Source organism: Microbulbifer bruguierae, assembly GCF_029869925.1.
Taxonomy (GTDB): Bacteria; Pseudomonadota; Gammaproteobacteria; order Pseudomonadales; family Cellvibrionaceae; genus Microbulbifer; species Microbulbifer bruguierae.
Window position 1 is genome coordinate 1268607 of sequence record NZ_CP118605.1, and the last position, 26678, is coordinate 1295284.

The 26678-nt window shown below is 57.0% G+C and carries 22 protein-coding genes and 2 pseudogenes; 10 read left to right on the forward strand and 14 right to left on the reverse strand.

The annotated features are described in order from the left end of the window. Positions 1 to 712 precede the first annotated feature (712 nt). Together PVT68_RS05400 and PVT68_RS05405 are read right to left on the reverse strand one after the other, a co-directional pair. Positions 713 to 1030, reverse strand: coding sequence for a hypothetical protein (locus tag PVT68_RS05400; protein ID WP_280321632.1), 318 nt, complete (start codon positions 1028 to 1030; stop codon positions 713 to 715). A gap of 142 nt (positions 1031 to 1172) precedes the next feature. Further along, the gene (locus PVT68_RS05405) at positions 1173 to 1445 is read right to left on the reverse strand and encodes a hypothetical protein (RefSeq protein ID WP_280321633.1); all 273 of its coding nucleotides are present in this window, start codon (positions 1443 to 1445) and stop codon (positions 1173 to 1175) included. 799 nt (positions 1446 to 2244) lie between these two features. Between PVT68_RS05405 and PVT68_RS05410 the strand changes: the two genes are divergently transcribed. Then, entirely contained in the window at positions 2245 to 3183 is a 939-nt protein-coding gene (locus PVT68_RS05410) for an integron integrase (protein ID WP_407666128.1), read from the forward strand. Positions 3184 to 3258: 75 nt separating this feature from the next. On the opposite strand, the gene PVT68_RS05415 is transcribed toward PVT68_RS05410, so the two are convergent. The 5 genes from PVT68_RS05415 to PVT68_RS05435 form a co-directional block, all read right to left on the reverse strand. Beyond that, positions 3259 to 4992 (reverse strand): dipeptidyl-peptidase 3 family protein, encoded by a 1734-nt coding sequence (locus PVT68_RS05415; protein ID WP_280321635.1) that lies wholly within the window; start codon positions 4990 to 4992, stop codon positions 3259 to 3261. 206 nt (positions 4993 to 5198) lie between these two features. Continuing rightward, entirely contained in the window at positions 5199 to 7016 is a 1818-nt protein-coding gene (locus tag PVT68_RS05420; protein ID WP_280321636.1) for an ABCB family ABC transporter ATP-binding protein/permease, read from the reverse strand. A gap of 103 nt (positions 7017 to 7119) precedes the next feature. Continuing rightward, positions 7120 to 7731: an NUDIX hydrolase gene (locus PVT68_RS05425; protein ID WP_280321637.1), complete on the reverse strand. Its 612-nt coding sequence runs from the start codon at positions 7729 to 7731 to the stop codon at positions 7120 to 7122. A 149-nt stretch (positions 7732 to 7880) separates the two neighbouring features. Continuing rightward, positions 7881 to 11012 carry an efflux RND transporter permease subunit gene (locus PVT68_RS05430; protein ID WP_280321638.1) on the reverse strand — a complete coding sequence of 1044 codons (3132 nt, stop codon included), beginning with the start codon at positions 11010 to 11012 and terminating at the stop codon, positions 7881 to 7883. A 33-nt stretch (positions 11013 to 11045) separates the two neighbouring features. After that, complete coding sequence (locus PVT68_RS05435; protein ID WP_280321639.1) at positions 11046 to 12404, reverse strand: efflux RND transporter periplasmic adaptor subunit; 1359 nt, start codon at positions 12402 to 12404, stop codon at positions 11046 to 11048. A 107-nt stretch (positions 12405 to 12511) separates the two neighbouring features. On the opposite strand from PVT68_RS05435, the gene PVT68_RS05440 reads away from it, so the two are divergent. Further along, positions 12512 to 13048, forward strand: a complete 537-nt coding sequence (locus PVT68_RS05440; protein ID WP_280321640.1) for an NUDIX hydrolase — start codon at positions 12512 to 12514, stop codon at positions 13046 to 13048. 49 nt (positions 13049 to 13097) lie between these two features. On the opposite strand, the gene PVT68_RS05445 is transcribed toward PVT68_RS05440, so the two are convergent. From PVT68_RS05445 to PVT68_RS05475, 7 genes and pseudogenes are all read right to left on the reverse strand, one after another. Beyond that, positions 13098 to 13415 carry a YqfO family protein gene (locus tag PVT68_RS05445; protein WP_280321641.1) on the reverse strand — a complete coding sequence of 106 codons (318 nt, stop codon included), beginning with the start codon at positions 13413 to 13415 and terminating at the stop codon, positions 13098 to 13100. Positions 13416 to 13441: 26 nt separating this feature from the next. After that, positions 13442 to 14296 (reverse strand): thioredoxin, encoded by an 855-nt coding sequence (gene trxA / locus PVT68_RS05450; RefSeq protein ID WP_280322472.1) that lies wholly within the window; start codon positions 14294 to 14296, stop codon positions 13442 to 13444. Positions 14297 to 14626: 330 nt separating this feature from the next. Then, positions 14627 to 15448: pseudogene (rluB, locus tag PVT68_RS05455) on the reverse strand (23S rRNA pseudouridine(2605) synthase RluB); the annotation flags it as partial. Next, complete coding sequence (gene scpB, locus PVT68_RS05460; protein ID WP_280321642.1) at positions 15445 to 16293, reverse strand: SMC-Scp complex subunit ScpB; 849 nt, start codon at positions 16291 to 16293, stop codon at positions 15445 to 15447. The gene scpB and the pseudogene rluB, both read right to left, overlap by 4 nt. Positions 16294 to 16614: 321 nt before the next feature. Further along, positions 16615 to 17481: pseudogene (locus PVT68_RS05465) on the reverse strand (segregation and condensation protein A); the annotation flags it as partial. A 153-nt stretch (positions 17482 to 17634) separates the two neighbouring features. Beyond that, on the reverse strand, positions 17635 to 18258 hold the full coding sequence (locus tag PVT68_RS05470) for an L-threonylcarbamoyladenylate synthase (RefSeq protein ID WP_280321643.1): 624 nt from the start codon (positions 18256 to 18258) through the stop codon (positions 17635 to 17637). Between the two features lie 40 nt (positions 18259 to 18298). Next, on the reverse strand, positions 18299 to 19234 hold the full coding sequence (locus PVT68_RS05475; protein ID WP_280321644.1) for a PHP domain-containing protein: 936 nt from the start codon (positions 19232 to 19234) through the stop codon (positions 18299 to 18301). 369 nt (positions 19235 to 19603) lie between these two features. Here PVT68_RS05475 and PVT68_RS05480 point away from each other — a divergent pair, with 369 nt between their 5' ends. The 8 genes from PVT68_RS05480 to PVT68_RS05515 all read left to right on the forward strand — a co-directional run bounded on the left by PVT68_RS05480 (position 19604) and on the right by PVT68_RS05515 (position 26148). Continuing rightward, positions 19604 to 20374, forward strand: a complete 771-nt coding sequence (locus tag PVT68_RS05480; RefSeq protein ID WP_280321645.1) for a VC0807 family protein — start codon at positions 19604 to 19606, stop codon at positions 20372 to 20374. 76 nt (positions 20375 to 20450) lie between these two features. Beyond that, entirely contained in the window at positions 20451 to 20750 is a 300-nt protein-coding gene (locus tag PVT68_RS05485; protein WP_280321646.1) for a YciI family protein, read from the forward strand. A 65-nt stretch (positions 20751 to 20815) separates the two neighbouring features. Then, entirely contained in the window at positions 20816 to 21499 is a 684-nt protein-coding gene (locus PVT68_RS05490) for a TIGR04211 family SH3 domain-containing protein (protein WP_280321647.1), read from the forward strand. A gap of 106 nt (positions 21500 to 21605) precedes the next feature. Next, complete coding sequence (locus tag PVT68_RS05495; RefSeq protein ID WP_280321648.1) at positions 21606 to 22220, forward strand: peptidylprolyl isomerase; 615 nt, start codon at positions 21606 to 21608, stop codon at positions 22218 to 22220. Next, positions 22217 to 22972: a pyridoxine 5'-phosphate synthase gene (locus PVT68_RS05500; protein WP_280321650.1), complete on the forward strand. Its 756-nt coding sequence runs from the start codon at positions 22217 to 22219 to the stop codon at positions 22970 to 22972. Before PVT68_RS05495 ends, PVT68_RS05500 begins: the two co-directional genes overlap by 4 nt. After that, entirely contained in the window at positions 22973 to 23896 is a 924-nt protein-coding gene (locus PVT68_RS05505; protein ID WP_280321652.1) for a Rossmann-like and DUF2520 domain-containing protein, read from the forward strand. Then, entirely contained in the window at positions 23889 to 24659 is a 771-nt protein-coding gene (locus PVT68_RS05510) for a TrmH family RNA methyltransferase (RefSeq protein ID WP_280321653.1), read from the forward strand. Before PVT68_RS05505 ends, PVT68_RS05510 begins: the two co-directional genes overlap by 8 nt. A 379-nt stretch (positions 24660 to 25038) precedes the next feature. Further along, positions 25039 to 26148 (forward strand): OmpA family protein, encoded by a 1110-nt coding sequence (locus PVT68_RS05515; protein WP_280321654.1) that lies wholly within the window; start codon positions 25039 to 25041, stop codon positions 26146 to 26148. Positions 26149 to 26678 lie beyond the last annotated feature (530 nt).

The window sequence follows — 26678 nt, forward strand, 5'->3', positions numbered from 1 at the left end:
TCTACCGAACCCTAGCGAACACTCTAGGAACGAAACCGCTTGAATGTGCCCTAGCAAAATGCCAAATGCTGGATGCCAAAACTGTGCGCAAAAATTGAAGCCGCACAAATATTAATTTTTAGCGACCGGCACCATAACGCCCAGCGCAGGCGCAGCCAGCGCGGAGCGCCTTTTGTGTTAATGTTTGAGCGCCAGCGAGTAACACAAAAGGTGCGTAGCGTTGGCTGTCGCTCTGCCGCTGTTTGTTATGGCTGAGGCCACTCAGTACTTCGAAAGTGCCCACAACCATAACCCATAAAGTAGTACCAGTAGAGAACCGGCAAGTAAGTTTCTAGAGCCAGAGGTGGCATATCGAATTTTATCGATAATACAAAAACATAGATAGGATACTGCAAAAGCTAGCCCCAAAAAGGGTAAATACCCAAACGAAATTAGGTGCAACCGTAATATCGACTGTGATCCGCTCAAGAAGGCCAGGATAAAAAGTGCTGCTGAAACGACTGGAAAAATAAGCCCTACTTGATACATCCATTTTCTATTAGATCTAGTTTCCATACTCGAATTCCTTTGCGAGCCATAACGCCCGCAGCAGGGGCGACCAATGCTATGCACATTTTGTGCGAAACTGGGAGCGCAGCGACCCGCACAAAATGTGCATAGCGTTGGGCGTCCCGCGGAGGCCCGAAGGGCCGTAGCAAACTGCCTGCGTTTGTTAAGTGTTCAATATTTTGTAGATTACCCAGAAACAAAAGAACCCCGAAAAAATAGCGACTAATATAGGAATACTCTTTATTTTCGCTAGCAACACTTTATCTAGAAATAAATATACTTCGATAACAACCTTTTCAAAAGCATGCTTAGATTTTCGATACTCCCCCTTCTCCACGTAATCAGCCCAGTAATTTCCGGGATAGTCGTCTTCATAGAACAATCGGAGAATATCTAGCGCCAACTTTCGCACAAAAAGTGGAGCGACAATCGACACCACTAAAATCAGGACAAAAAATTCTTTTGGATTTTCAACGCTCATAGACACTTAACACCGCGAGCAGCGGCAGCTTACTTTGGGCGCTTTATGCGCGAAAATGGGAGAGAAGCGACCTGCGCATAAAGTGCACAAAGTAAGCTGTCCGGTGGAGGCCCGCAGGGCCGGAACGAATTGCCTCGCCTTGTTAAGCATTGAAGGCCCTGCGCTCTCCCTGAAAACCTCTGGCTTTGCCTTTATGGCTACAACCTGGAAATGCCCAGCCACGAGAAAACGTATTTTTATACCGATTTTCCTGCTTTTTTGATATGCCGCTGGATTTGGCACTCACATTGGTTGGATAGCCTCCACCTGCAGCCACATTAAAATTGAACTCAATTTTGCAATTGAGGCAATTTAACTCAAGCGGAGTTGAAACAGCTATTGGAAGCAACTGCCCACGGCCATCTCTTTGTTCCATGCCACATTCTCTTACTTGGACAATTTCCTTATCTAAAGGGGTCGTACTGGCTAGCAACAGGCCAGGAAAAATTCCAATTATGAGCGGTAAGAATTTCATTACTTGTGATGCTTAACGCCCCGCACAGGGGCAGGCAAAAAAGCGCAGCGTTTTGACTGTCCCAGCGACCAACGGGAGCGATTGCTGCGGCTTGTTATAACGTAGGCTCGGCACTTACTTTAACCTTTTAAAAATTATAGGGCCCGTAACCACCATTAGGCCTAAGAGATAAAGTGGCCCTTTGGGGCCAGTCATGCTCAGAAGTAATTCGTACCCAACCAACGGAAGAAGCAATATAGAGACTAGCAAGTACAAGCCAAACGCCGCTGCATAGGAAGCGAAAACCCACTTAAAATACCAAGCTATTCCTTTAACTGACTTACTCATGAATTCATTTCGTTATAACAGTTACTTAGTGGGCAAAGTGGCTCATATTCTACTGCCCACTATCCCTATTTAGTTATCTTTCGAAGAATGCCCCTCAACCCCCAACACGTCAACAATCATGTCGTTTTTTCACTTTTTATCCAACCAGAAAAACAGCCTCCGTGCCCACTATCCCCTATTTTGCGACACCATCCAACTAATTGATTTTAAAGTAAAATTTCCGAATCAAACCTGAAGATCAAAATATAGGGCAGTGTAATCGTGTGTAATTGGAAAATTCCCAAATGCATATAGAATACTGTATATATAAACAGTTAAAGGGAATTTCATGGAATACTTGCCTCGCCCTATTCCAGCCTCGCCAGTGCGATTTATGGATCGCTTGCGAGCATTTATGCGTTCGAAAAGACTGGCCTACCGGACTGAAGATGGTTACTGCCGCTGGATATGTGACTTTATCCGCTTTCACAATATGCAAAGGCCCGAAGGCCTGACCGCTGGGCATATAGACCAGTGGCTTTCACACCTTGTTTGCGATCGTGGGGTATCGGTAAATACACAGAAAACCGCGCTGAACGCTGTGGTGTTTCTATACCGTCAGTTTTTACAGCAGGATATCGGCGAGCTGCAGTTTCGCCGCGCCAATAAAGGGCGAAAATTGCCGGTGGTATTTACTCATGAGGAAGCGACAAGTGTGCTGGCTTTGATGGCCGGCTCTATGAAGCTTGCGGCGTCACTGATGTACGGGTCGGGCTTACGGGTTATGGAAGCCGCGAGGTTACGGGTGCGGGATCTCGATTTTGAGGGTCGCTCGCTAATCGTGCGCGAATCCAAGGGAAACAAATGGCGCAATACATTTTTACCCGAATCGTTGGTTTCTTCGCTTAAGTCACAGGTTGATCTGGCGACCGCATTGCACCGCCGTGACGTTGAAGAGGGATTTGGCACTATTTATGTGCCGGGAGGGCCATCATTTAGCAATTCACAGCCGGGTACCGAGTGGCTTTATCTGTTTCCTGCAACCGAGCGCGCCTTGTGCCCGGTTACGCAAGTAGTGCGCAGGCACCACTTGCGGGAGCAGCAGATACGTCGGTCAGTCCGCAGAGCTATCCAGCACGCGGGAATTGCTAAATCTGCCAGCTGCCATACTTTTCGCCATTCGTTTGCAACCAACCTTCTCGCTGCCGGAACCAGTATCCGCGATATCCAGGAGCTGTTGGGGCACAGTGACGTAAGTACTACGATGATCTATACCCACGTACTCGGACTACACAAAGCGGGGGCGGTAAGCCCTCTCGACATGCTGCGTTGAGCCCCCAACTATGCTTAACAGTCTGTCGTCTTGTGGTATTTGGACAGGCCCGCAATCGCGGGCCTGTCCTTAGGATTAGTTAATTCCCAGTACTTCTTTGCCCTGGATGAACGTGACATCCACCGGAATATCCGCTTCCGCCAGACGATCCAGGTCACCCTGCAGTTCGGAGCTGATCACACCCATGTTATCCAGCAGGTCCTTCGCTTTCGCGTAATCGCCGTTACCTTGAACCGTCAGGATTACGTTCGACAGCTTGGTCATCGCTGCCTGCATTTTCTCAAAATCCACACTGTACTGGCCGGTAGCGTCATCGCGGGTAAACGCGTTTTCGTTTTTGAAGAAGTTAAAACGCATCATGTTGGCCTTGCCATGCGCGCTGGCCGCACCAAAACGGACGCTGCGGAAGATGCCGGCGAGGAAGGTGACGTAGTTGTCCATCAGCTCGCCCTCTTCCAGCTCACCTTTCTCATGCAGCTTGGTGATCATGTACAGACCAAGGATATCCGCCTTGCCTTCTTCCAGTGCAGAGGAGGTTTCTTTCAGGGCCTGACGAACATTACTACCGTCGGTAACGGTCTTCTTGATACCCAGGCCGTGAGCCACTTCGTGGAACATGGTGTTGGCAAAGAAGGCATCGAAGGTGATGTGCTTGCGCTGATCTTCTGCGATCAACACGCCGCTGATGGGCACCAGGATCTGGTCGAATTTCGCGCGCATGGCGTTCTTCAATTGCAGGCGACGGGTGCCTTTTTGCAGCTGTACTTCTTCGTCATTCGGGAGGTTGATGGCAATGGTTTTGGAACCGGCATTGCTGTGGCCAGCGTAATACAGCACGTCGTAGGCGTTCAGGTCGGAATCGGTTCCCGGAGTCTCCGTCTTGTACTTGTCATCTACCGGCAGGTCGCGTTGTAACTCTGGCAGGAAGGCGGCGAATTTCGCCAGCTTTTCACTCCATGCCATATCTTTCAGAAGCACATAAGCTTCATAAGCCGTGCGATAGGCGAACAGCTGATCTTCATAGTTTTCGATCGGGCCGATTACCACATCGATGCGGTTATTCTTCATGTCCATCCACGCCATATCACTGTTGCGATACTGGTCGTTCATCAGCGCATCAGCGCGGAGTTTCAGATAGGCTCCGAACTCGGCGTCTTCGGCCAATTCCGCCGCTTCAAGTAGCAGTGCGGAGGCCTTTTCCAGTTCAGCCTTGTAGGCCTGATGATAGGGAACCAGTATCAGCTTGCCGTTGCTGTCACGACGTACCAGGGAATACAGGCCTTCCTTGCCCGGCTGTTTCCAAGCCTCGAACTCTTGCTTGGTCATATCTTCCGGATAAAACTCGGCACCTAGCGGCTTGTCTCCATAGCCTTGAATAAATGGCTTGTTGTCGTTCAGTCGATCCCAGGGGCCATAATTGATGTCGGCGAACTTGCGCGCCGCACTGTCATCTATTCCGCTCAGCAGCTCTTGCGCGGGACCATAGGATTGCAGCCAGAACAGCTGATCCATGATTTTACTGGCATCGATCAATTTGCCGATCAGCTGGCGCTGATTATCGGACAGGGAGGAAAGGTCTGCATTGAGGGCCACCGGTGCATAGATATTGAAACGGGCGGGATCCACGCCCTTGGCAATCCCCCCGGCCTGTGGGCCGGTTGCCGGTTGCGCCGCTTCTGCATTTGCCGACGGTGCACTAACGGCCGTATCCGACATCACGGCGGATTCAGTGGTGTTTTTTTCATCAGAAGAACAGCCGGCGAGCACGGCTAGTGCCAGTGCGGAGGCGGCGAAAATTGCAGTTTTCATTCGGATTCCTGCCTGTAGTTTTATTGAATACGACCCAAAGGCGTGAAGGGCACATTAAATGTGGCCCCAGCATAAGTCCAGCGGCACCAGAGTACCTGATCACGGCGCCAGATTTTTGACTGCAATTATGCAGGAGGGAAGGAAATTAGGTGGCGTGAACTGATCGACAGAAAACAATTCACGTCACGAATAAAGACAGCTGGAAGTTACTGCGCCGCAGCCTGAGCCGCGACAGACTCAACGTTGCGTTCACTCTGCTGCATACGCCATAGCGCCGAATAGTGACCATTGGCGGCCACCAGTTCCCGATGACTACCTTGCTCTACAATGGTCCCCTGTTCCATCACCAGAATCATATCTGCATCCACCACGGTCGACAGCCGGTGGGCAATGACCAGGGTGGTCTGCTCACGGGAAATTTCCTGCAAAGCCTCGAGTATGCCCTGCTCCGAATGGCTGTCCAGTGATGAAGTAGCCTCGTCGAACACCATGATCGGCGGGTGCTTGAGCAGGGCACGGGCAATCGCCACGCGCTGCTTTTCACCGCCGGAAAGTTTCAAGCCCCGTTCGCCCACCATGGTATTGACGCCTTCGGGCAGCTGTTCGATAAACCGGTGCAGTTGTGCGTGGCGGATTGCAGCCATTACCTCGTCATCACGGGCATCCACACGCCCGTAGCGCACATTTTCCAGTATCGACTGGTTGAACAATACCGTGTCCTGGGGAACCACACCGATGGCACGGCGCAGGGAATCCTGGCTGACTTCGCGGATATCCTGGCCGTCGATCAGGATGCGGCCACCGGTCACGTCGTAAAAACGAAATAGCAGCTTGAACAGGGTGGACTTGCCGGCACCACTGGCGCCGACGATCGCCACCTTCTGCTTCGGCGCGATGCTGAAGCTCACCCCCTTGAGGATTTCTCGGTCGGGGCTATAGCCGAAATGTACATCGTCAAAGGTAATGGCACCCTCGGTAATTGCCAGATGTGCGGCCTCTTGCTGATCGGCAATCGCCGGTTTCACATCGAGTATGTCGAACATCTTTTCGATATTGGCGAGCGAGCCCTTCACTTCCCGGTACACGAAGCCGAGAAAATTCAGCGGAATGAAAATCTGCATCATCACCGCATTGATGAGCACAAAGTCACCGATGGTCATCGTACCTTTGGTGACATTGACTGCGGCCATCACCATGGCACCACACATGGCAGCAGCGATGATAAGTGCCTGCCCGGTATTCAGGCCGAGTAACGACAACCGGTTCTTGCGGCGGGCGACCTCCCACTCGGCCAACTCGCGATCGTAATGCCCGGCTTCGTGCCGTTCATTACCGAAGTACTTGACCGTTTCATAGTTCAACAAGCTGTCCACCGCGCGGCTGCTGCTGCGGGATTCCGCCAGGTTCAGTTCACGCACGAAGCGTGTACGCCACTCCGTGGCAACTATTGAAAAGCCAATGTAGAAAACGACGGCCCCCAGTACCAGCAGTGCGAAACCAATGCTGTAGTTCCACCACAGCAGCCCCACCACCATGGCGATCTCCACCAGTGTGGGCACGATATTGAACACCATAAAGCGCAGTAAAAAACCGATACCGGAAATACCCCGCTCGATATCCCGGGAAAGACCACCGGTGCGGCGATTGAGGTGGTACTCCAGGTCCAGGTTGTGCAGGTGCTGGAAAACTTCAAGCCCGATCCGCCGCTGCGCGCGCTCGGTCACGCGGCCGAAAATGGCATCTCTCAACTCCCCGAACAATACAGAGGAAAAACGCACCAGGCCGTATGCCAGCAACAACCCCAGGGGCAAGGCAATGGCCGCCGCCACGCCTCCGGCATTGTCGAGATCATCGACAATATGTTTGAGCAGGAACGGTAAACCTACGCTGGCGGCCTTGGCCCCCACCAGACACAGCAGTGCCAGCAGCACCGGGCGTTTGAATTCGAGCAGGTAGGGAAACAGGGTTTTGAGCGCGCTCCAGTGGACTTCATCCAGAGCGACGGTGGATTTGGGTCTTGGCATGGTAATTCCCGGGAAAACAGGCGCGCATTATACCGGACTCGCGCCGCATACCGGCAGCCTGTGGTCGATCAATGCTCAAATGCAAGAGCAATAGACGATGCCGTCAGCTGAGGGCTCTGACCGGCACGTCATCTCTTCGACCGATGGGAACATCCAGCACGCGCATGAGGAATTCCGTCAGTACACCGGCAGTAAACCCCCAGATTTCATAACCCTCGTACTCATACGCTGGCAGGTAGATCCGGCGCTGGTCGATGGTGATGCGGTCCGTGCGTATCCGCGGGTCATCCAGAAAGAAAGACAGCGGTACGCGGAAGATGGCATCCAGCTCCCCCGGATTTGGGGTCAATGGCGCGTCGGCGGGAACCACCCCCAGCCAGGGTGTGACTTCCACCTGCCAGCGGGTGGTGCGGGTCCACAGCGGCCCCAATATGCGCACATCTTCCGCCGGTAACCCGATCTCTTCGTGGGTTTCCCGCAGTGCCGTGTATTCCAGCGAGGGGTCACTTTCGTCCCAGCGACCACCGGGCAGCGAAACCTCACCGGAGTGACTGGAGAGTTGCTGAGAGCGCAGGGTGAGTATCACCTGCGGGTCAGGCTCGTCGGTCAGCGCCAGTAATACTGCCGCATGCCCGTGCAGGTTGGGGCCCTGGGGAACCCGTGCAACCAGTTGGTCTTTTACCGCAGAAAACTTTTGTTCTATGAAATTCAGCATCGCTTTTTGTTACCACCGCCGCTGTCTAGGCACGGTCTATCTTACTTACGCTTTTCAATATACCTGCCACAGCAGATTTGGCCAGCCCGGAGCCATGGCTGCTACGTGAAGCCATTGGCAAAATTTCACTCACCTGTCTCTATTGAGCACTAGTCATCGCCCGGCTTACTTTTGATCCTTTCCCGCAGTGACTGCACCAGGGCATAGTAAATCGGGACCAGGAATGTGGAAAAAATACTTGCAGCAAGCATGCCACCAAATACGGCTAGCCCGAGTGAAACGCGGCTGGCGGCGCCAGCACCTGTGGCAATGACCAACGGAAAAATGCCCAGTACAAACGACAGTGCCGTCATCAGCACCGCGCGAAAGCGCAGGCGTGTGGCCTGCAGCGCGGCGTCTTCGATGGAGAGGCCCGCATTGCGCTGCACCACTGCAAATTCCACCATCAGAATGGCCGTCTTCGCCGCCATTGCGATCAGCAATACCAGTCCAATCTGCGTGTATAGATTGTTTTCGTGCCCCACCAGCCAACACGCCAGCAGCGCGCCGGAAATCGCGATGGGAATTGCCAACAGCACCGCGATGGGAATGGTCCAGCTCTCGTACTGGGCAACCAGAAATAAATAGGCGAACAACACCGCCAGCGAAAACAGGATCGGGACCATATTGCCCGCACTGATTTCCTCAAGGCTCGAACCGGTCCACTCGAAGCTGTAGCCCTCAGGCAACTGACGCCCCAGTGCTTCCATCGCCCGCATGGCTTCACCACTGGAATAGCCCGGGGCTGCGGCGCCGTTGATATTGATGCTGTTATACAGGTTGTAACGATTGACCGCCTGCGGCGCGATGATGGGTTCCAGTTGTGCCACCGAGCTTACCGGCACCAGACCGCCGCTGTTGGCGCGCACAAAAAATCCACTGAGATCCTGCTCGGTATCACGATACTCCGCATCCGCCTGCGCCATTACCTGAAAAAGCTTTCCGTAGAGGTTGAAATCGTTGATGTAGTAACTGCCAAGATAAGTCTGCAAAGTCAGATACACATCCGAAAGGTTCAGGCCGAGAATGTGGGCCTTGTCCTTGTCCAGGTCCAACCGCAGTTGTGGTGACGCCGCCTGGTAGGTGGTAAACGCCTGCGCAATTTCCGCGCGCTGATTGGCCTCGCCCAGCAGGCCGTAGAGAACCCCGGTAAATTCCTGGATATCCCGCCCCTGCTGGTCTTCCAGCACATATTCAAAGCCACCGATAGAACCAAGCCCGGGCAGTGCCGGCGCCGGAAAAGCCTGCACCTGTGCCTCGGACACAGCCGACGCCAGCTGCTGCACCTGGTTCAGAATCACGAATTGATTGAGCTGGGGAGTCGTGCGCTCCTCCCAGGGAGCCAGGGTCACGATCATAAAGGCGGTATTGGATGCGAGACTGCCCGATAGCAGACTGAAACCGGGTACTGCCATCACGTGTTCCACCCCGTCGAGTTTGCGGATCTGCTCCGAAAGTCGATCAACTACCGGAGCGGTGCGTTTCAGCGAGGCACCGTCTGGCAGTTGCACGTTCATCATAAAAGAGCTCTGATCTTCATTGGGAATAAACCCGGTGGGCACCGTGGAGAAGAGCCAGATACAAAGTCCTGCCGAACCGAAAATGGCCAACAGACCGAGCAGTGGACGTCGTACACAGAAGTGCACGATGCGCTGGTACAGATGGGTGCCACCACGCAGAAAACGGTTGAAAAGCCCGAACAGGCCGGTGAGTTTTTCCCCATGCTCCCCCTCTCCCCGGGCCGGGCGCAACAGAATGGCACTCAGCGATGGACTCAGAGTGAGCGCGTTGATACTGGAAATAAATACGGCGATCGAAATCGTCAGCGCAAACTGCTGGTACATTTTTCCGGTGAGCCCCGGCATCAACATCACCGGCACAAATACCGCGAACAGTACGGCCGTGGTGGCAATAACCGGTCCGGTCACCTCACGCATGGATTCCAACGCCGCGTCGCGCGGTGCGAGCCCTTCGCTCAACAAACGCTGGGTGTTTTCCACCACGATGATGGCATCGTCCACCACAATGCCGATGGCAAGAATCAGCGCGAACAGGGTGACCGTATTAATCGTCATACCGAGGACGTACATCACCGCAAAAGTGCCGATCAGGGATACCGGGATAGCAATGGATGGCACCAGGGTGGCGCGCCAGTCCTGCAAAAAAACGAACACCACAACAATCACCAGCACCAGTGCAATGATCAGTGTTTCGACAACCTCGCGGATCGACGCGCGCACAAAACTGGTGGTGTCGTATTGAATGACCGCTTCAAGCCCTTCAGGAAACTGCCGGGAAAGTTCCTGCACTTTGGCCTTGATCTCCTCGGCCACCGCCAGCGCATTGGCCTCCGGCAATTGATAAACAGCGATATTGGCCGCGGGCTTGCCGTCCAGCACGCCGTAAGCGCTGTAGCTCGCGCTGCCGAGTTCCACCCGGCCAATGTCGCCGATACGTACCATGCCGCCGTCCGGCTTTGCGCGAATGCTGATATTGGAAAATTCTTCCGCGGTTTTAAGCCGCCCCTGCACGATAATGTTGTACTGGAACTGCTGCTCCTGTTTGATCGGCGGCGCGCCGATTTTTCCCGCGGCCACCTGCACGTTCTGGGTCTGGACTGCGGCAATCACATCCCCGGCGGTCACATCCAGCGCCGCCATCTTGTCCGGGTTCAGCCACAGGCGCATGGCGAATTGCTGCGAGCCGAGGATCGACACATCACTGACGCCATCGACACGCGCCAGTTGGTCCTTGATGAAAATTTCCCCGTAGTTGGCAAGAAACAGGGTATCGAACTGGTCCTCGTTGGAGGTCAGACTGATCATCAAGAGGATGGTATTGGAGCGTTTTTCCACAGTGACACCACTGCGAGTCACTTCGCTCGGCAAGCTGGGGGTTGCCTGCTGCACGCGGTTTTGCACATTGACCTGGGCGATATCGCCGTCGTAACCGCTCTCGAAGGTTACCGTCAGGCTGTAGGTGCCATCATTGCTGCTGGTGGAAGACATGTACTGCATGCCCTCCACGCCGTTGACCTGTGACTCGATCGGTACCGCCACACTGTCGCGCATCACTTCGGCACTGGCACCGGGATAACTGGCGCTGACCACCACGGTGGGAGGTGCGATATCCGGATACTGCGCAATCGGCAGCTGCGGCAGGCACAGCAAGCCCGCCAGAGTGATCAGAATCGAGATCACCAGGGCAAATCGCGGGCGCCGAATGAAGGTGGCGCTGATCACGGCTACATACCTTCCATTCCCTGCGCATTGCGCTCACTTACTATCGAAATACGCATCTGGCTCCTGATCACTTTTCGGCTCTTTCGACAACTCGCCCTCGCCACTGACACCTTCGCGGGCACTGCGGCGCATTTCCGACTCCAGCTGTTTGATATTTGTCTCCTCCTGCGCACCGGCTGCGCGTCGCTCTTCGGGGGAAATTTCCCCTTCCCTGAACTGCGGCACTGGGCTCTTCTGCTGCGGCGGCGTCTCCTGTTTCAGCCCTTTGTAGGGATTGAGCGCGGTGTTCTGCGGCGCCACCAGCTTGTCGTTGGCGACCCGCTGCAAACCATTCACAATTACGCGTTCGCCGGCCTTGAGGCCCTTTTCAACGGCCCAAAGATCCCCTTCCCGCTGCCCCAATTCCAGATAGCGTTTGTGCGCGATATTGTTGTCGTCCACCACGTATACGAAACGTCCCTGTATGTCTTCCAGCACCGACGCCTGCGGCACCAGAGGTTTGATGGCGTCACTGCCCTCAAACACGCTGATGGAAACCCGGGCAAATTGTCCCTGTACCAACAGCCGCTCGGGGTTCGGAAAGCGCGCGCGCACCTTCGCGGAGCCGGTGGTCTGATCGATCTGGTTGTCCACAAACACAATCAAGCCGGGATAGGGGTAATACACCCCGTTGGGCTGCTTTATGCGCACATCCCGCGTAACCGGTGTCTGTCCCGCCTGCCGGCGCAGTTCGGCCTCGGACTGCACCGCAAACAGGCGGTTTTCCGGCACGTCGAAGGACACGTAAATCGGGTCCATGCGCACGATGGAGGTAAGGGGTTCTGTACTGGGGCCGACGAGGGAACCCTCGGTGAATTCAGAGCGACCGATCAGGCCGGTGAGGGGGGCGCGGATTTCGGTATAGGAGAGATTGAGCTGCGCGGCTTCCACGTCCGCCTGTGTGGCGGCCACCCTGGATTCCGCTTCTTCGAAGGTGCCCGTCAGTTCGTCCATCTGCACCTTGCTGATGGCTCCGGTTTCAACCAGCTGGCGTCCGCGCTGGAAATTGCGCTTGGCAATCTGCAGCGCGGAGCGCGCCTGGGCGAGATTGGCGCGCTGGTTGTCGAGTGCGGCGATATAGGGTTTCGGGTCTATCTGGTATAGAAGCTCCCCCTGCTGCACCATCTGCCCTTCAATGAAATTCCGGCTTTCGATATACCCCTCGACCCGGGGACGCACCTTGAACTCGTCGGTGGCCTCGACGCGGCCAACGTATTCGTAACGGGGTACTACTTGATGGGTGCGCACGGCGAGCACTTCAACCGGTGGCGCTTTCGGTGCAGGCGGCTCCATTTTTTTTGCGCAGCCAAAAATGGCGAGCGACAACATCAGAAATATCGGAAAACGCGCCATGGGCTAACAACCACTGCCTGCCTACTAAGTGGAATGACCTCTTTCCACTATAGGCAAGACGCTGCCATCGGGCTGGCACAGTCCGGTTCCGCGGGTATACTTGCGCCATGAAATTTTGCAGCCATTGCGGCCATACCGTTGTTTTCGAGATCCCCGCCGGGGACGACCGCCCCCGCCACCTGTGCCCGGATTGCGGAGCCATTCACTACGTAAACCCGCGGGTCATCGTCGGCGTGTTACCCTACCTGGGCGACCGGGTTTTACTGTGCAGACGCGCCATAGAACCCCGCTACGGGCTCTGGACTCTTCCAGCGGGATTTATGGAAAACGGCGAGAGCAGTGAACAGGGCGCCCTGAGAGAATCCTGGGAGGAGGCCCGCGCTAAGATTCGCGTCGACGAACTTTTCTCGGTGTATGACATTCCCCATATCAATCAGGTGTACCTGATGTACCGGGGCGAATTGACCGACACCCATTTCGGACCCGGACCCGAGTCGCTGGAAGTGGAATTGTTTGAAGAAAAACACATCCCCTGGGAGGAAATGGCCTTTCCGGTGATGACGCAGACCCTCAGGCACTATTTCAGTGATCGAGCGAAAGGGATTTTCGGGCTACACCGGGGAGTGATTGAGCGCAAGCTTTAAACCGATCTGGACGCTGGCTCCAGGCTTTTGCCGGGATGATTCTGCCCACTTAAGCGCAGCGTTCGTCCAGTTTCCATAAATCAAACGCAGGCTCTTCGTAGGGATGCGCACTGCGCATGGCCGCCAGCACGGCATCCACCACCTCATCTGCGCACACCGTTTCCACGCGATACTCTGCCACCTGTTCCACCTCCCCGTGCTGACCGATAAATGGCTGACTGCCATCCAGGGGGCGGAACTGGCCGGTGCCAAGCACCTGCCAGCAACAGCTGTCGTAATCACCGATGCGCCCGGCACCCGCGGCAAACAGGGCCTGCTTGACGGGCTCCAGGTGCGATTCGGGGATGTAGACACAGAGCTTGAACATGGCCCCGGACACTGACCGTTCGCCGCTCAGAACAACAGGGTCATCAGCTTGCGCTGATAAGTCGTGGCCACTGGATCACCGGCGCCCAGCGCCTTGACGATATCCAGGTAGGCCTGTTTGGCGGCGCCATCGGCGAACCCCAGGTCCTTGCGCAGTAGTTGCAACAGCGTCTCCAGCGCTTCTTCATGACGGTCCGCCTGACTCAGCTGTACCGCCAGCTTGTAGGCGGCTTCCTGGTCGTCTGGGTTATCCGCCAGTGTCTGCTGCAGTGATTTGATTTCCGGGGAATCTGCAGCCTGTTGTTTCAGTTCCAGCTGCGCCAGCAATTGCTGGTAATCCGCATCCTGATCGGCCATCAGGATTTTACCCAGTATCTGCTCGGCATCTTTTACCCGATTTTTCTCCAGCAGCACCGCGGCGTATTGCTTGGCAATATCCGCGCGCTCACCGGAGTCGGAGTAGGCCTGGCGCAGGATTGGCAAGGCTTCATCGAGATTGCCCTCCCCGATCATTTGCTGCGCTTGCTGCAATTGGATGTCCCAGGGGGCAGGCAAGTACTTGTCCAGCATCTCGCGAATCTGCCTCTCCGGTTGCGCACCGGCAAAACCGTCTACCGGCTGACCGTCTTTCAGCACCATCACCGTCGGCAGGCTGCGCACTCCCAACTGTCCGGCCAGAGCCTGTTCGGTGTCCGCATTCAGTTTGGCGAGAAGGAACTGACCGGCATATTCCGCAGCCAATTTTTCCAGCACCGGCATCAGCTGTTTGCAGGGTTCACACCAGTCGGCCCATACATCGACCACAACCGGGCGCTTCATGGACTCTTCGATCAGTACCTGCTGGGCGTTATGGGCCGTTACGTCGACAATAAATTCTTCCACTGTCATTCCTGAATTCTGTTCGTGCTTTCCGTATTCCGGCTTGAATGAGTATCTGAATACAAGGCGGCGCTATTTGCCGGAGCGTTTTGTATGGCGCTGCGCACCGCTTTTTGGCGGGCTCTTTTTACTCGGAGACTTGCCCGGAGTCTTACCCGGTACCTCTCTCGGTACCTCTCTCGGTGCATCTCTCCTTGATGCATCTCTCCTGGATGTCTCTCTGCTCGATGTCTCTCTCGGTACATCTCTCGATGCCCTTCCCGGCGCCCTGCTCTGAGCCGGTTTCGCCGGCGCATCCTTGACCGGCGCGCGGCTTCCCGCAGGTGCGGTCGGTTTGCGCAGTTTGCGGCGCTGGCGCTGGAGGGTTTCCTTTTCCGATTGCGTCAGCGGGCGCTGCCCCAGCTTTGGCAGGCCGGCAGTGATACAGAGGTCGTCGATCTCCTTCGGCTCCATTTCTATCCACTGTCCCACGCGCACATGGGAGGGGATAAATACGCTGCCGTAGCGCACACGCTTCAGGCGGCTGACCCGCACCCCCTGGGACTCCCACAGGCGTCGCACTTCGCGGTTGCGCCCCTCCATGACTACGCAGTAGAACCAGCGGTTGGTACCCTCGCCGCCGCTCTCCACAATATCGGTAAAGCGTGCCTGGCCGTCATCCAGCAATACACCTTTGGTAAGACGCCTTTTCATTTCATCATCGACATGCCCCTGAATCCGCACCAGGTATTCACGGTCGATCACCGACGACGGATGCATCAACTTGTTGGCCAGCTCACCGCTGTTGGTGAACAGCAGCAGACCGCTGGTGTTGAAGTCCAGTCGCCCTACGGAAATCCAGCGGCCACTTTTCAGTCTCGGCAGCCGGTCATAGACCGTCGGCCGGCCTTCCGGATCATGGCGGGAGCAGATTTCGCCGATCGGCTTGTTGTACAACAGAACCCGCAGGCGGTTTTCTTCGCCGCCGGAGAGACGCTTACCGTCAAATTCGATGTTGTCGTCTTCGGTAACCCGCTCGCCTAGACCGGCAACCTGACCGTTGACTGTAACTCTGCCAGCTTCGATGGCCCGCTCCATTTCCCGTCGCGAGCCCAGGCCCGCGCGGGCCAGTACTTTTTGCAGTTTTTCGCCAACTGGCGCTGCGTCATTACTCATGTATTGAGAGTTTCCGATGAATTGTGTGATTCCGGGGAATTGTGTTCGTCTTCATCCAATGGCTGCGGTGCTTGCCCCGCCTGCGCGCTGGATTCCCCTTCCGTTTCGGCGGTTTCGCCTTCGTATTCCGTCTCTACAGGGTAGTCCTGTTCTGCGTCGGATTGTTCAACGTCATGGCCAGGTAAATCGGTCGCTGCGCCGTCTGCAGGGTTGTTGTCCGCATCGGATTCCTCCTCTGCGCCTTCGGCAGCGGCGGGCACCTCTCCCCCCAGGTCCAGGGCCGCGTTCAGGCTCTCGATATCCCGGATCTCCGCGAGCGTGGGCAGCTCTTCGAGACTCTTCAAATTGAAGTAATCGAGAAACTCCCGGGTGGTGGCATACAGCGATGGTTTGCCGGGAACATCCCGGTGCCCCACCACCTTGATCCAGCCTCGCTCGGACAGGCTTTTGACAATATGGGAACTGACCGCAACCCCACGGATTTCCTCGATATCACCGCGCGTGATCGGCTGGCGATAGGCAATGATGGCAAGGGTTTCCAGCGTGGCGCGGGAGTATTTCTGGGGCTTTTCCTCCCACAATTTGTTGACCCAGGGCGCCAGGTCCTCGGGCACCTGGAAGCGCCAACCGCTGGCGATCTGGCGAAGCTCAAAACCGCGCTCGGCGCAGTCTTCCGCGATTTGCTCCAGTACGGCTTTCAACTCGGCCTTTTCCGGACGCTCGCCCTCGTCGATCAGCGACAGCAGGCGATCTTCAGACAGAGGCTGGGCCGCAGCCAGCAGGGCGCCTTCCACGATCCGGCGCAATAATTCCGGGGCAATACTCATCTCGTTGCGTTCACTCATAAATCAGCGGAAGTCCTGCGGATCTTGCGCGGTTTCAGCACTGGGTTCTTGTTCTTGTTCGGTTTCGGGCTCGAGCAGCTCATAGCTGTACTGGTAGCGCACTTCCTCGCCGGCAGTATCCACTTCCTCCAGATCGGCCAGGTCGGCTTCCTCGAGGCCGGACTCATCGGTCCCGGGTTCGCGTTGATCTGCGGAAACTTCGACAGCCAGCGAATCGTCTGCGGTATCGTTTTCCACACTTTCTTCAGCGTCGGCAAATACCGGAGCTATCTGCTCGTCCTCATCGTCCAAATCGTCCCAGTCGTCGGCGGGGCGCTCCACCTCACCGCGAGCGCGCACGTGAATCGCGCCAAACGACTCGTTCTGCACCAGCTCAACCAGGGATTCTTTCACCAGCTCCATAACCGCGAGGAAGGTAACCACAACCCCCAGTCTCCCTTCCTCTGCGCGGAACAGGCTGACGAACGGCACAAACTGGCCGTGGCGGATTTTGTCCAGAACCTGCGTCATCCGCTCACGGGTGGAAAGCTTTTCTTTTTCCACCTGGTGGCTTTCAAACATGTCGGCGCGGCGCAACACGTCTGCCAACGCGACCAGTACCTCTTTCAGGTTCACTTCCGGTTCCGGCCGGGTCAGCTTGCGGTCCGGACCGGTAGCGCTGGCCTGATGGATGTCTCGGCCCATACGGGGCAGTTCGTCCATGTCTTCGGCGGCCGTTTTGAAGCGCTCGTATTCCTGCAGGCGACGGATCAGGGCGGCGCGGGGGTCTTCCCCGTCCTCCTCTTCCGCTTCCGGCGGGCGCGGCAGCAGCATCCGGGACTTGATCTCCGCCAGCATGGCAGCCATCACCAGATATTCCGCCGCCAGCTCGAAGCGCATGGAGGTCATCATTTCCACGTAGCCCATGTACTGGCGGGTGATATCGGCCACGTTGATCTCGAGAATATCGAGATTCTGGCGACGAATCAGGTACAGCAGCAGGTCGAGCGGCCCTTCGAAGGCCTCAAGAATGACTTCCAGGGCATCTGGTGGGATATAGAGGTCACTGGGCAGATCGGTAAACGCCTTGCCCGCTACCATGGCGAAAGGCATTTCGCCCTGTCGCGGCCCGGTGGGCTGGGCGCCTGCGTCGGACGAGGGCTCACCAGCTCCAGCAGATGTTTCAGCGCCGGATTTTTCAGCGTCTATAACATCAGTATCGTTGACATCGTCGACCGCATCGCCGGGCAGGGCTTCCACCGCCGCCTCTTCGGCATCGCCGGGTACAACAGTTTCTAATAATTCTTCACTGGACACACTGCAGTCCTTCGGCAAAACCAAACGGGCGATTATACATCAGTGTCAGCCGAGAATTTCATCAATCGCACCGCACCCCTGCCGCACCAGAACTGGCTCATCACCGGTCAGGTCGACCACCGTGGTGGCCTCAAGACCACAGAAGCCACCATCAATCACCAGCTCAACCTGGTGCTCCAGGGTATCCCGAATATCGTATGGGTCTGTGAGGGGCTGCTCGTCACCGGGCATGATCAGGCTGCAGCTCATAAGGGGCTCCCCCAGGGTGGCGATCAGCCCCTGTACAATGGCGTTATCCGGCACTCGCAGGCCGATGGTTTTGCGCTTCGCCTGCACCAGGCGGCGCGGCACTTCCGAAGTGGCGGGCATAATGAAGGTATAGGGACCGGGAGTGTGGTTCTTCAGCAGACGGAACATCTGATTGTCCACCTTGGCGTAGCTCGCCAACTCCGAAAGATCCCGGCACATCAGGGTAAAGTTGTGGTTTTTGTCCAGCTGGCGCAGGGCGCGAATACGCTCCACCGCAAGCTTTTCCCCCAGCCGGCAACCAATGGCGTAAGCGGAGTCAGTGGGAAATACAATCACCCCTCCGGCGGCAACGATATCGGCGGCCTGACTGATCAGCCTTGCCTGCGGGTTGTCCGGATGAATCTGGAAAAACTGCGCCACTATTACCCCCTGTAATCTCTCAATTTCACGGCGCCGCATGTCAGGGCGCCAGACCGGCGCCAGTTTGCCACAGATTCCACACGGGCTCGACGCCCGCAGGCAGATGCACCCCTCCCAGCTTCCTCCATGGCTGATCGGGCTGGTGGAAGTCACTGCCAAGAGAGGCCAGCAGGGAAGCGCCGCTGTCACCAAGTCGCGCCAGCAGGGCCAGCACTTCCCGGGTTTGCACCGGATTCTGCTGACCGCACACGACTTCCAGGGCATCGCCACCGGCATCCCGGAAGTCAGCAATCAGCGCCTGCAACCGGGTTCTGGTCAGTCCGTACTTGAGCGGATGCGCCAACACTGCGGCGCCGCCCGCTTCGCGGATACTCGCGACGGTAGCGCGCAGGTCTGGCCAGGAGACCGTGACATCTCCGATTTTGCCGGCGCCCAGGTAGCGCTTGAATGCCTTGCCGGTATCCGCCACGTACCCCGCGTCCACCAGCCAGCGGGCAAAGTGCGGCCGGCCGATCACGCCGTCCCCCGCCAGAGTCCTGGCCCCGACCCAGGCACCTGCGAAACCCCGCTTTTCCAGCCGCTCGGCGATCTGATGAGCGCGCTCGACACGCAGACGGTCTCGGGTTGAAATCGCTTCACGCAAAGCGGTGGCTTCACAGTCAATATTCAGCCCGACGATATGCACCACCCGCCGGCCCCACAGGGCCGTGAACTCGATACCGGGCAACAGGGTAACCCCCTGGCTGTGGGCTTCGGCCTGCGCCTCGGCGATGCCCGCTACCGTGTCGTGATCGGTAAGCGCCAACAGCGTCACACCTGCGGATTTCGCCCTCGACACCAGCGCCGCAGGGCTTAAAATACCGTCGGACGCGGTACTGTGGCAGTGCAGATCGACCTGACCCGACAAAGCCTCAGCAGAGAACGGCTGGGACCTGGCGGTCAACGACAGTGAGGTGGAGAGGATTTCTGAGTTCATACTCGGTTTTCATCGGCAACAGGCCACTGGCACGACTACCGTATTCTGGAAAATGCGCGTTCTGTAGAACCGCACTCCCTTTTCCTGCCGGCAGCGGATGCAGTGGGCAATTCGTCTTGGACGGGCAGATTAGGAGTGCAGCGGAACTGTTGCAAGCTGGCACTGTCTTATCTGACCGCAAACGGAACCCCATGCGGTGCTCAGTCAATGGAAGGTGAGACGGCAAGAGCGGGAATCTGCCCCGGCCGCCTGCAATTTGTGCGTAAAGCCGACCCACCGGTTTCAGGGATAAAGCCCCGAGGACGGGGAACTACCAGCGCCGCTGACAGCTGTAGCGTCAGCCAGCGGGCATTATCACCGGAACAGAACATGACCGATAGCAAACACTCCAATCCCGAGCCGGCCGATACCGTCGGCGCGCAGGAATCCAGCGCCGCGCCGGAATCGGCACAACAGAAGCCGCAGAAAGAAAGCCTGCTGGGCAATCTGCTGCTCAACATTGTTATCCCCACCCTGATTCTCACCAAACTCTCCGGTGACCACTGGCTGGGCGCCAAATGGGCAATTGTAGTGGCCCTGGCCTTCCCCCTGATTTACGGTGCCCGCGATCTGATCCGCTCCGGCAAGGTCAACTTTTTCTCAGCGCTCGGGGTCATCAGTATTCTGCTTACCGGCAGCATGAGCCTGCTGGAGCTGGACGCCAAGTACATCGCCATCAAGGAAGCGGCCATTCCCGGCCTGCTGGGCATTGCCACCATTGTTTCGCTGTATACCCGCTGGCCCCTGGTACGCACCCTGATTTACAACGAGCGTATTCTGGATACCGCGAAAATCGCCCGCAGCCTTCAGTCCAACGGCAACGAGTCTGCCTTCGATCGCACCCTGCAACAGGCATCCTGGATGATTGCCGGCTCGTTTTTTGTGTCCTCGGCACTGAACTACATCCTTGCCGAAGTACTGCTGAAAAGCCCTCCGGGCACCGAGGCGTTCAACGAAGAGTTGGGCAAAATGACCGCCCTCAGCTTCCCGGTGATCGCCCTGCCGGCCACCATTATCCTGATGCTGGTGCTGTTTTTCCTGTTCCGCAGAATCGGCAAGCTCACCGGCCTCAAACTGGAAGAGATCGTCGTGCAGCAGTAACCGCGAGAGCGAAAACAAGCCACGACCGTGAAAACAACAAACCGATAAACCGAAGCCCAGGAAGCAGAAATCGCCTATGTGGTACGCCATCATCAGTCAGGACGTTGACAACAGCCTACCCCTGCGCCAGTCCGCGCGCCCGCAACATATCGCCCGCCTGAATATCCTCAAGGACCAGGGTCGCCTGCTGATTGCTGGCCCACACCCGGCCATCGACAGCGAAGATCCGGGCGAAGCCGGCTTTACCGGCAGTCTCGTCGTTGCCGAATTTCCCTCTCTGGAAGAGGCGCAAGCCTGGGCCGATGCAGACCCGTACGTGGCAGCTGGCGTGTATGCGGCAGTCACGGTAAAACCCTACAAGCTGGTGCTGCCCTGACGATTGCCCGTCAAGCACCAATTTCCAACACGATAAAAACGACCTCAACAGACTTAATCCGGACCATGAACAGATTCCTGAATACCCTTGCCGCCGCCCTGATCGCACTGGGCACCACCCACGCCCAGGCCATCACCTCCGATCGCTACATCACGGACGAGCTACACGTACCCATGCGCTCCGGCCAGGGAAATGAATTCCGCATCCTGCATCGCGGCCTCCCCAGCGGCACCAAACTGACCCTGCTGCAGGACTCCCCGGATACCGGATGGGCGCAGGTGCGCACACCCGGTGGCGAGGAAGGCTGGGTACGTCGTCAGTATCTGGAGAGCGAACCGGTTGCGAAAATCAAACTGGCACAGGCGGAAGAGCGCCTCGAACACATCGAAAGCCTGCAGGGAAATCTCGGTGGCGAAGTGCGCCGGCTGGAAACCGCGAACAGTGAACTGACCGCCGCGCTGGCCACTGCGCAGGAGCGCGCCGAAACCCTGGCGAAAGAGCTGAAAGAACTGAAGACCCTTTCTGCAGATGCCGTTGCGCTGAACCAGCGTCACCAGAAGCTGCTCAATCAGCACGAACTGCTGAAACAAAAGCAGGCCATGGACCAGGCGGAAATCCAGCGCCTCTCCAGCAGCGAAACCCAGAAGTGGTATATGTACGGCGCCATTTCCGTATTGATGGGCGCAATTCTGGCGATGGTTGCCCCGCACTTCCGCCCGCGCAAACGCCATTCCGAGTGGGCCAATTAAGCGGCTTTCACTTTGTGCAGAACGGCTGGCCGGTTAGAATTTCAGAACCGGCCCATCAGGCCCGGTCAGCGACCGGGCCTTTTTGTTTGCGACCACGGATAACAACATGAAACGCCTACCGATTTTTTATTCCCTTTGCGCCGCCATTTTTTTGTGTTTTGCCAATCTTGCGCAGGCCATTACCAACAATCCGCGGGTTGAGCTGCAAACCGATCTCGGCACTATTGAGCTGGTACTGTACGCCGACAAGGCGCCAAAAACCGTGGAAAACTTTCTCGCCTACGTGGACAGCGGCTTTTACGATGGCACCATCTTTCACCGGGTAATTCCTGGCTTTATGGCCCAGGGCGGCGGTTTCACCTTCGACTTTCAGGAAAAGCCCACGCAAGACCCGGTGGTAAACGAGTCTGCCAACGGCCTCTCCAACGCCCGCGGAACCATCGCCATGGCCCGCACCAGCGAACCCGACAGCGCCACCTCGCAATTCTTCATCAACCTGGTCGACAACAGTCGCCTGGATGGCGGCGCCGACCAGCCTGGCTACACCGTGTTTGGCAAGGTATTGCTCGGCATGAGTGTGGTACAGCAGATTGCCGCCGAACCCCGCGGCCAGCACAAGGCCTTCCGCGATGCCCCCAACATGGCAGTGCGTATACTGAAAGCCAGGCGCAAAGATTCTGAACCCGAAACAGCGACAGGCACCGGAGAAAGCGAGCAGTGATTGCCCTCAGCGTCAACCTCAACAAGATCGCCCTGATCCGCAACTCCCGCGAAGGCAACTTCCCCGATGTGGTGGCCCACGGGCGCACCTGCCTGGATGCCGGCGCCGATGGTATTACCGTGCACCCGCGACCCGACCAGCGCCATATTCGCCCGGGCGACGTACGCGACCTCGCCACCCTCTGCGCCGGCCGCGGTGTTGAATTCAACGTGGAAGGCAACCCCTTCGCCGGCGCCATGGGCAACTACCCCGGCCTGCTACCCCTGGTTCTGGAAACCGGCCCCCAGCAGTGCACCCTGGTACCGGACAGCAACGAACAGCTGACCTCGGACCACGGGTTCGACCTGAATAAGGACGGCGCGCGCCTGGAGCCCATCATCAAGCAGCTGAAAGATGCAGGCGTCCGCGTCAGCCTGTTTATGGATCCGGACAAACAACAGATCAGCCTGGCCCGGGATGTGGGCGCCGATCGCATCGAGCTGTATACAGGCCCCTACGCGGAAGCCGTGAGCCAGCAGAGCGCGGATCTCGACAGCATCTTCGCGGCCCACTGCGCCGCCGCCGAACACGCCCTGTTCCTCGGCCTTGGCGTCAATGCGGGCCACGACCTCAACCTGATCAACCTGCCCCGCTACCGCACCCTGCCGGGGCTGCAGGAAGTTTCTATCGGCCATGCGCTGACCGTCGACGCGATCAACATGGGACTCACCAACGCCGTCGCTGCCTATGTGAACTGCCTGGCGGGCAATTAATTGCTGACTCTGAATATAATCGGTGCCGGCAAGCTGGGCCGCACCCTGGCAAGACTCTGGCATCAGCAGCAGGTGTTTACGATTGGCGCCCTGTGCAATCGCACCACTGCCAGCAGCAAGGAGGCCCGCGACTTTATCGGTGCCGGCGAGGCGGTGAAACATATCACCTCCATGCCACCAGCAGATCTGTGGCTGATTGCGGTGCCGGACGATGACATCGAACCCACCGCGATTGAGCTGGCGGCAACGCTGACGCATTTGCAGCAAGACCGGCCTCAGTACAGGCCGATTGTATTTCACTGCAGCGGCGCGTTGCCGGCATCGGTGTTGGCCGCGTGTGCGGTAGCGGAGCTTGCTAGTGCGCACCCGGCACACAGTTTCGCCGACCCGGAGCGCTCACTCGCCGACTTTTCCGGCACCACAGTCGCCTTGGAAGGGACAGAGCAGGCACAGGAATACCTGGAAAAAGCATTCACCATGCTGGGCTGTCACAGCATTCGCCTCAGCCCCGAGCAGAAAGTGCTGTACCACACTGGCTCGGTCATGGCCTGCAATTACCTGACGGTCCTGCTGGAGCTGAGCCTGCAGATATTTGCCGCAGCGGGCATCGAGCGCGATACCGCAACCCGATTACTGGCGCCCATCGTGCGGCAGACCGCGAACAACAATTTTGCCCTGGGCCCGCAGCGGGCGCTGACCGGCCCACTGGTGCGGGGCGATGTGCAGACGATAGAGCGGCAACTCAAAGCACTGGACGCTCTGCCCCAGCAGCACCTGTCACAGGTTTACCGGCTACTCGGCAAGTCGGCACTACCGTTGGCAGAAACCCGGCTAGAGCCCGCCACCCGGGAAAAACTGCAATTACTTTTTGAAAACCCACAACCTGAAAACCCACTACCGGCATCCGACACCACCTGTGACTGACTCCCCCGAATACCTGAAAAAACGCGCCTTCTTCGACAGCCTGCTCACTATCTACGGGCGCAAGCCTGTACTCGAAGCCCTGGAAGACCCCAGCCTGCCGGTGCACAAGCTGCACCTCGCAGAAAGTAACCGCAAAGATGCGTTCATCAGCCGCATTGAAGCCCTGGCGGAAACACGAAACATTGAGATCGCCCACTGGGACCGCAAAGGGCTCTCACGGATTTCGAAAAATGCCCGCCAGGACCAGGGCGTGGCGCTGGACCTGGCCCTGCCCCGCTACGGCACCGCCGAAGCCTTCCTGGAAGAGAACAGGGACGGTCGCTACGAATTACTGGCGCTGGATGGCATCACCAATCCGCAGAATCTCGGCATGATCATCCGCTCGGCCTGCGCCGGCGGTATCGACGGTATTCTGTTGCCGCGCAAAGGCTGTGCACAGATTGATCCGCTGGTGATCAAGGCCAGCGTCGGCACCCTGTTCAAGACGCGTATCCTGCGTTGTGATCAGCTGGCACCCGTGCTGGTAAAATTCGCCGAGCGGGGCGCCCGGGTTTGTGCACTGTCTTCCCATGCCAGTGATACCCTGCGCACCATTGACGACGCGGCGCCGAATATTTTTGTGCTTGGCAACGAAACCCACGGCGTCAGCCCAGCGGTCGATAACGCCTGCACCAACAGGCTGCGGATTCCCATGCAGAACGGTGTCGAGAGTCTCAACGTTGCGATTACCGCCGCACTGATCAGCTTCCGTCACCAATTCTGATTTCCGGGAAGTCACTCCCAAATCTCCCTCAATGCGCGCACTGGCGGCAAGCTTCCGCCAGTCACCCTCTCCACTCCCCACTTTCCACGTTTCGCTTTCCACTCCCCACAACCTGCGCCGCCCACCAGCACGTCGCAACGGCCGCAACAAGTCAAAACCGACGCCATTAATAGCCCTTCCGCAGCTTCACAACTGGAAAAGCCGCCAAGCTCAACTAATAAGTAACGGGAATAACCGATAACGGGAATAACCACGGGCTTTTGAAAACGACCATAAATAGAGCGTGCTGCCACCCACTTGAAAAATTCAGAGCACCTTCACCAGCTCGACTTCTGACCCTCTACTCAGCCATCGAAACAATAAATCCAAGGAAGAACTTATGCCGCACCAACCCAGCCCAGTGAAAACGACAATGGGGATCGCGCTGGTTGCCGCCGTGACCGCCAGCACGCCGGTGATCGCCCAGGAAGACCGCTACATCGATATCATGCCGTTCATTACCCGCGTGGATGATGATCGCAATACCGAGCGCCAGGGCGGGGGGCTTAGAGGTACCTTTGGCTGGCAAACCGATGACAACTGGTTTACCGAGGTCCAGCTGTTTGGCGCTCTGCTCGATGAAAGAGACAACCGCTTTGATGAAGACCCACTGCCGGTGAACTCGCCCTACATCTACACCGGTGAGCTGATTCCCAGCGGCGACCTTGAGCTGTCCGGGCTCGGGGTCGATGTGGTTTACAGCTTTGCCGGGCGCGATGGCTATTCCCCGTTTATCCTGGGGGGAGTGGGCGCGTCCCATAACAACACCAAGTACAACTATGGGCTGCAGGAAACCAACGCCTTTATCAATGTCGGTGTCGGTTTCACCAGTGGTGCCATCAGTGACAACGGGCTCAAGGTGCGTGCGGAAGTGCGCTATATGCGCGACTTCTTTGCCGGGGATATGAACGACTGGCAATTCGGTATCGGCCTCAGCATTCCCCTGTCCTGCCCGCCCGTCGCCGCACCGGTAGCCGCCCCACCGCCCCCGGAACCTGAGCCACAGGTGGTCAATCTCGATGACGACGACGACGGTGTCCTCAACCAGAATGATCGCTGCCCCAATACACTGCCGGGCGCCCAGGTCGACCAATACGGCTGCGTTGTAGCAGACCAGACCATCACCCTGGAAAACATCCAGTTCGAGTTCAATTCCGCGAAATTGACCGTCCCCGCCCAGAGATCCCTGGACCTAGTGGTGCAGTCCCTGCGCAGCCAGCCCAACACCATGGTCGAAGTGGCAGGCCACACTGATAGCCAGGGTAATGACAGCTACAACCTGCGACTTTCCGGCCAGCGCGCAGAATCCGTTCGTCGCTATCTGGTGGAGAACGGCGTCAACACCACCCGTATCAGCGCACGGGGATATGGCGAGACTCAGCCCGTCGCAAGCAACGCCACAGAAGCGGGACGGGCACAAAACCGCCGTGTGGAATTGAACTTCCGCTGACCCATTTTCCCCAAGGTGGTCAGCCAGTTCGGGAGCGATTACCTCACAGGTAGCGGAAACCCACTGGTGGTAGTACAAAACCCGGCAAATTGCCGGGTTTTTTATTCACAATCCACAGAATCTGTGGATATGTCTGTGCACAAGCAACGGGAAAACGCCGCCAGCCCCCATTGTTCCGTTGTAACCACTTTGTGAAGAAAATTTAACCAAAAACTTTTTTACTTAATAATCAATGAGTTACGAATTAATCCAAATCAGCATTGACAAATTTCAGCGGTAACTGATAGCGCCCGCAGGTTTATCTGGTGCTGTGGAAAGCTTTTTGCGTTAGTCCCAAAGGGCTACTGAAAAGTACCGTTTCGCCGGGATAAATGGCGGCCTGGTGGACGTTGCACAGCAGGAGTGCACGAAATACAAAAGAAAACGGCGGCCGCACTTTTGTAAAGCCAAATTTACTGGCAGTCACTGGCAAATCTTGTGACTGGTCAGCCACAGTTGCAACCCTGAATAAGCGAGAGTGGCAGAGTGGC

Excerpts from the sequence above, each read along its gene's own strand:
- PVT68_RS05480 (WP_280321645.1), top strand. The coding sequence starts at position 19,604 with ATGACCGATAGCAAACACTCCAATCCCGAGCCGGCCGATACCGTCGGC.
- PVT68_RS05440 (WP_280321640.1), top strand. The coding sequence starts at position 12,512 with ATGAAATTTTGCAGCCATTGCGGCCATACCGTTGTTTTCGAGATCCCC.
- scpB (WP_280321642.1), bottom strand. The coding sequence starts at position 16,293 with ATGAGTGAACGCAACGAGATGAGTATTGCCCCGGAATTATTGCGCCGG.
- PVT68_RS05445 (WP_280321641.1), bottom strand. The coding sequence starts at position 13,415 with ATGTTCAAGCTCTGTGTCTACATCCCCGAATCGCACCTGGAGCCCGTC.
- PVT68_RS05475 (WP_280321644.1), bottom strand. The coding sequence starts at position 19,234 with ATGAACTCAGAAATCCTCTCCACCTCACTGTCGTTGACCGCCAGGTCC.
- PVT68_RS05410 (WP_407666128.1), top strand. The coding sequence starts at position 2,245 with ATGGATCGCTTGCGAGCATTTATGCGTTCGAAAAGACTGGCCTACCGG.
- PVT68_RS05490 (WP_280321647.1), top strand. The coding sequence starts at position 20,816 with ATGAACAGATTCCTGAATACCCTTGCCGCCGCCCTGATCGCACTGGGC.
- PVT68_RS05495 (WP_280321648.1), top strand. The coding sequence starts at position 21,606 with ATGAAACGCCTACCGATTTTTTATTCCCTTTGCGCCGCCATTTTTTTG.
- PVT68_RS05400 (WP_280321632.1), bottom strand. The coding sequence starts at position 1,030 with ATGAGCGTTGAAAATCCAAAAGAATTTTTTGTCCTGATTTTAGTGGTG.
- PVT68_RS05420 (WP_280321636.1), bottom strand. The coding sequence starts at position 7,016 with ATGCCAAGACCCAAATCCACCGTCGCTCTGGATGAAGTCCACTGGAGC.
- PVT68_RS05425 (WP_280321637.1), bottom strand. The coding sequence starts at position 7,731 with ATGCTGAATTTCATAGAACAAAAGTTTTCTGCGGTAAAAGACCAACTG.
- PVT68_RS05405 (WP_280321633.1), bottom strand. The coding sequence starts at position 1,445 with ATGGAACAAAGAGATGGCCGTGGGCAGTTGCTTCCAATAGCTGTTTCA.
- PVT68_RS05515 (WP_280321654.1), top strand. The coding sequence starts at position 25,039 with ATGCCGCACCAACCCAGCCCAGTGAAAACGACAATGGGGATCGCGCTG.
- PVT68_RS05415 (WP_280321635.1), bottom strand. The coding sequence starts at position 4,992 with ATGAAAACTGCAATTTTCGCCGCCTCCGCACTGGCACTAGCCGTGCTC.
- PVT68_RS05485 (WP_280321646.1), top strand. The coding sequence starts at position 20,451 with ATGTGGTACGCCATCATCAGTCAGGACGTTGACAACAGCCTACCCCTG.
- PVT68_RS05435 (WP_280321639.1), bottom strand. The coding sequence starts at position 12,404 with ATGGCGCGTTTTCCGATATTTCTGATGTTGTCGCTCGCCATTTTTGGC.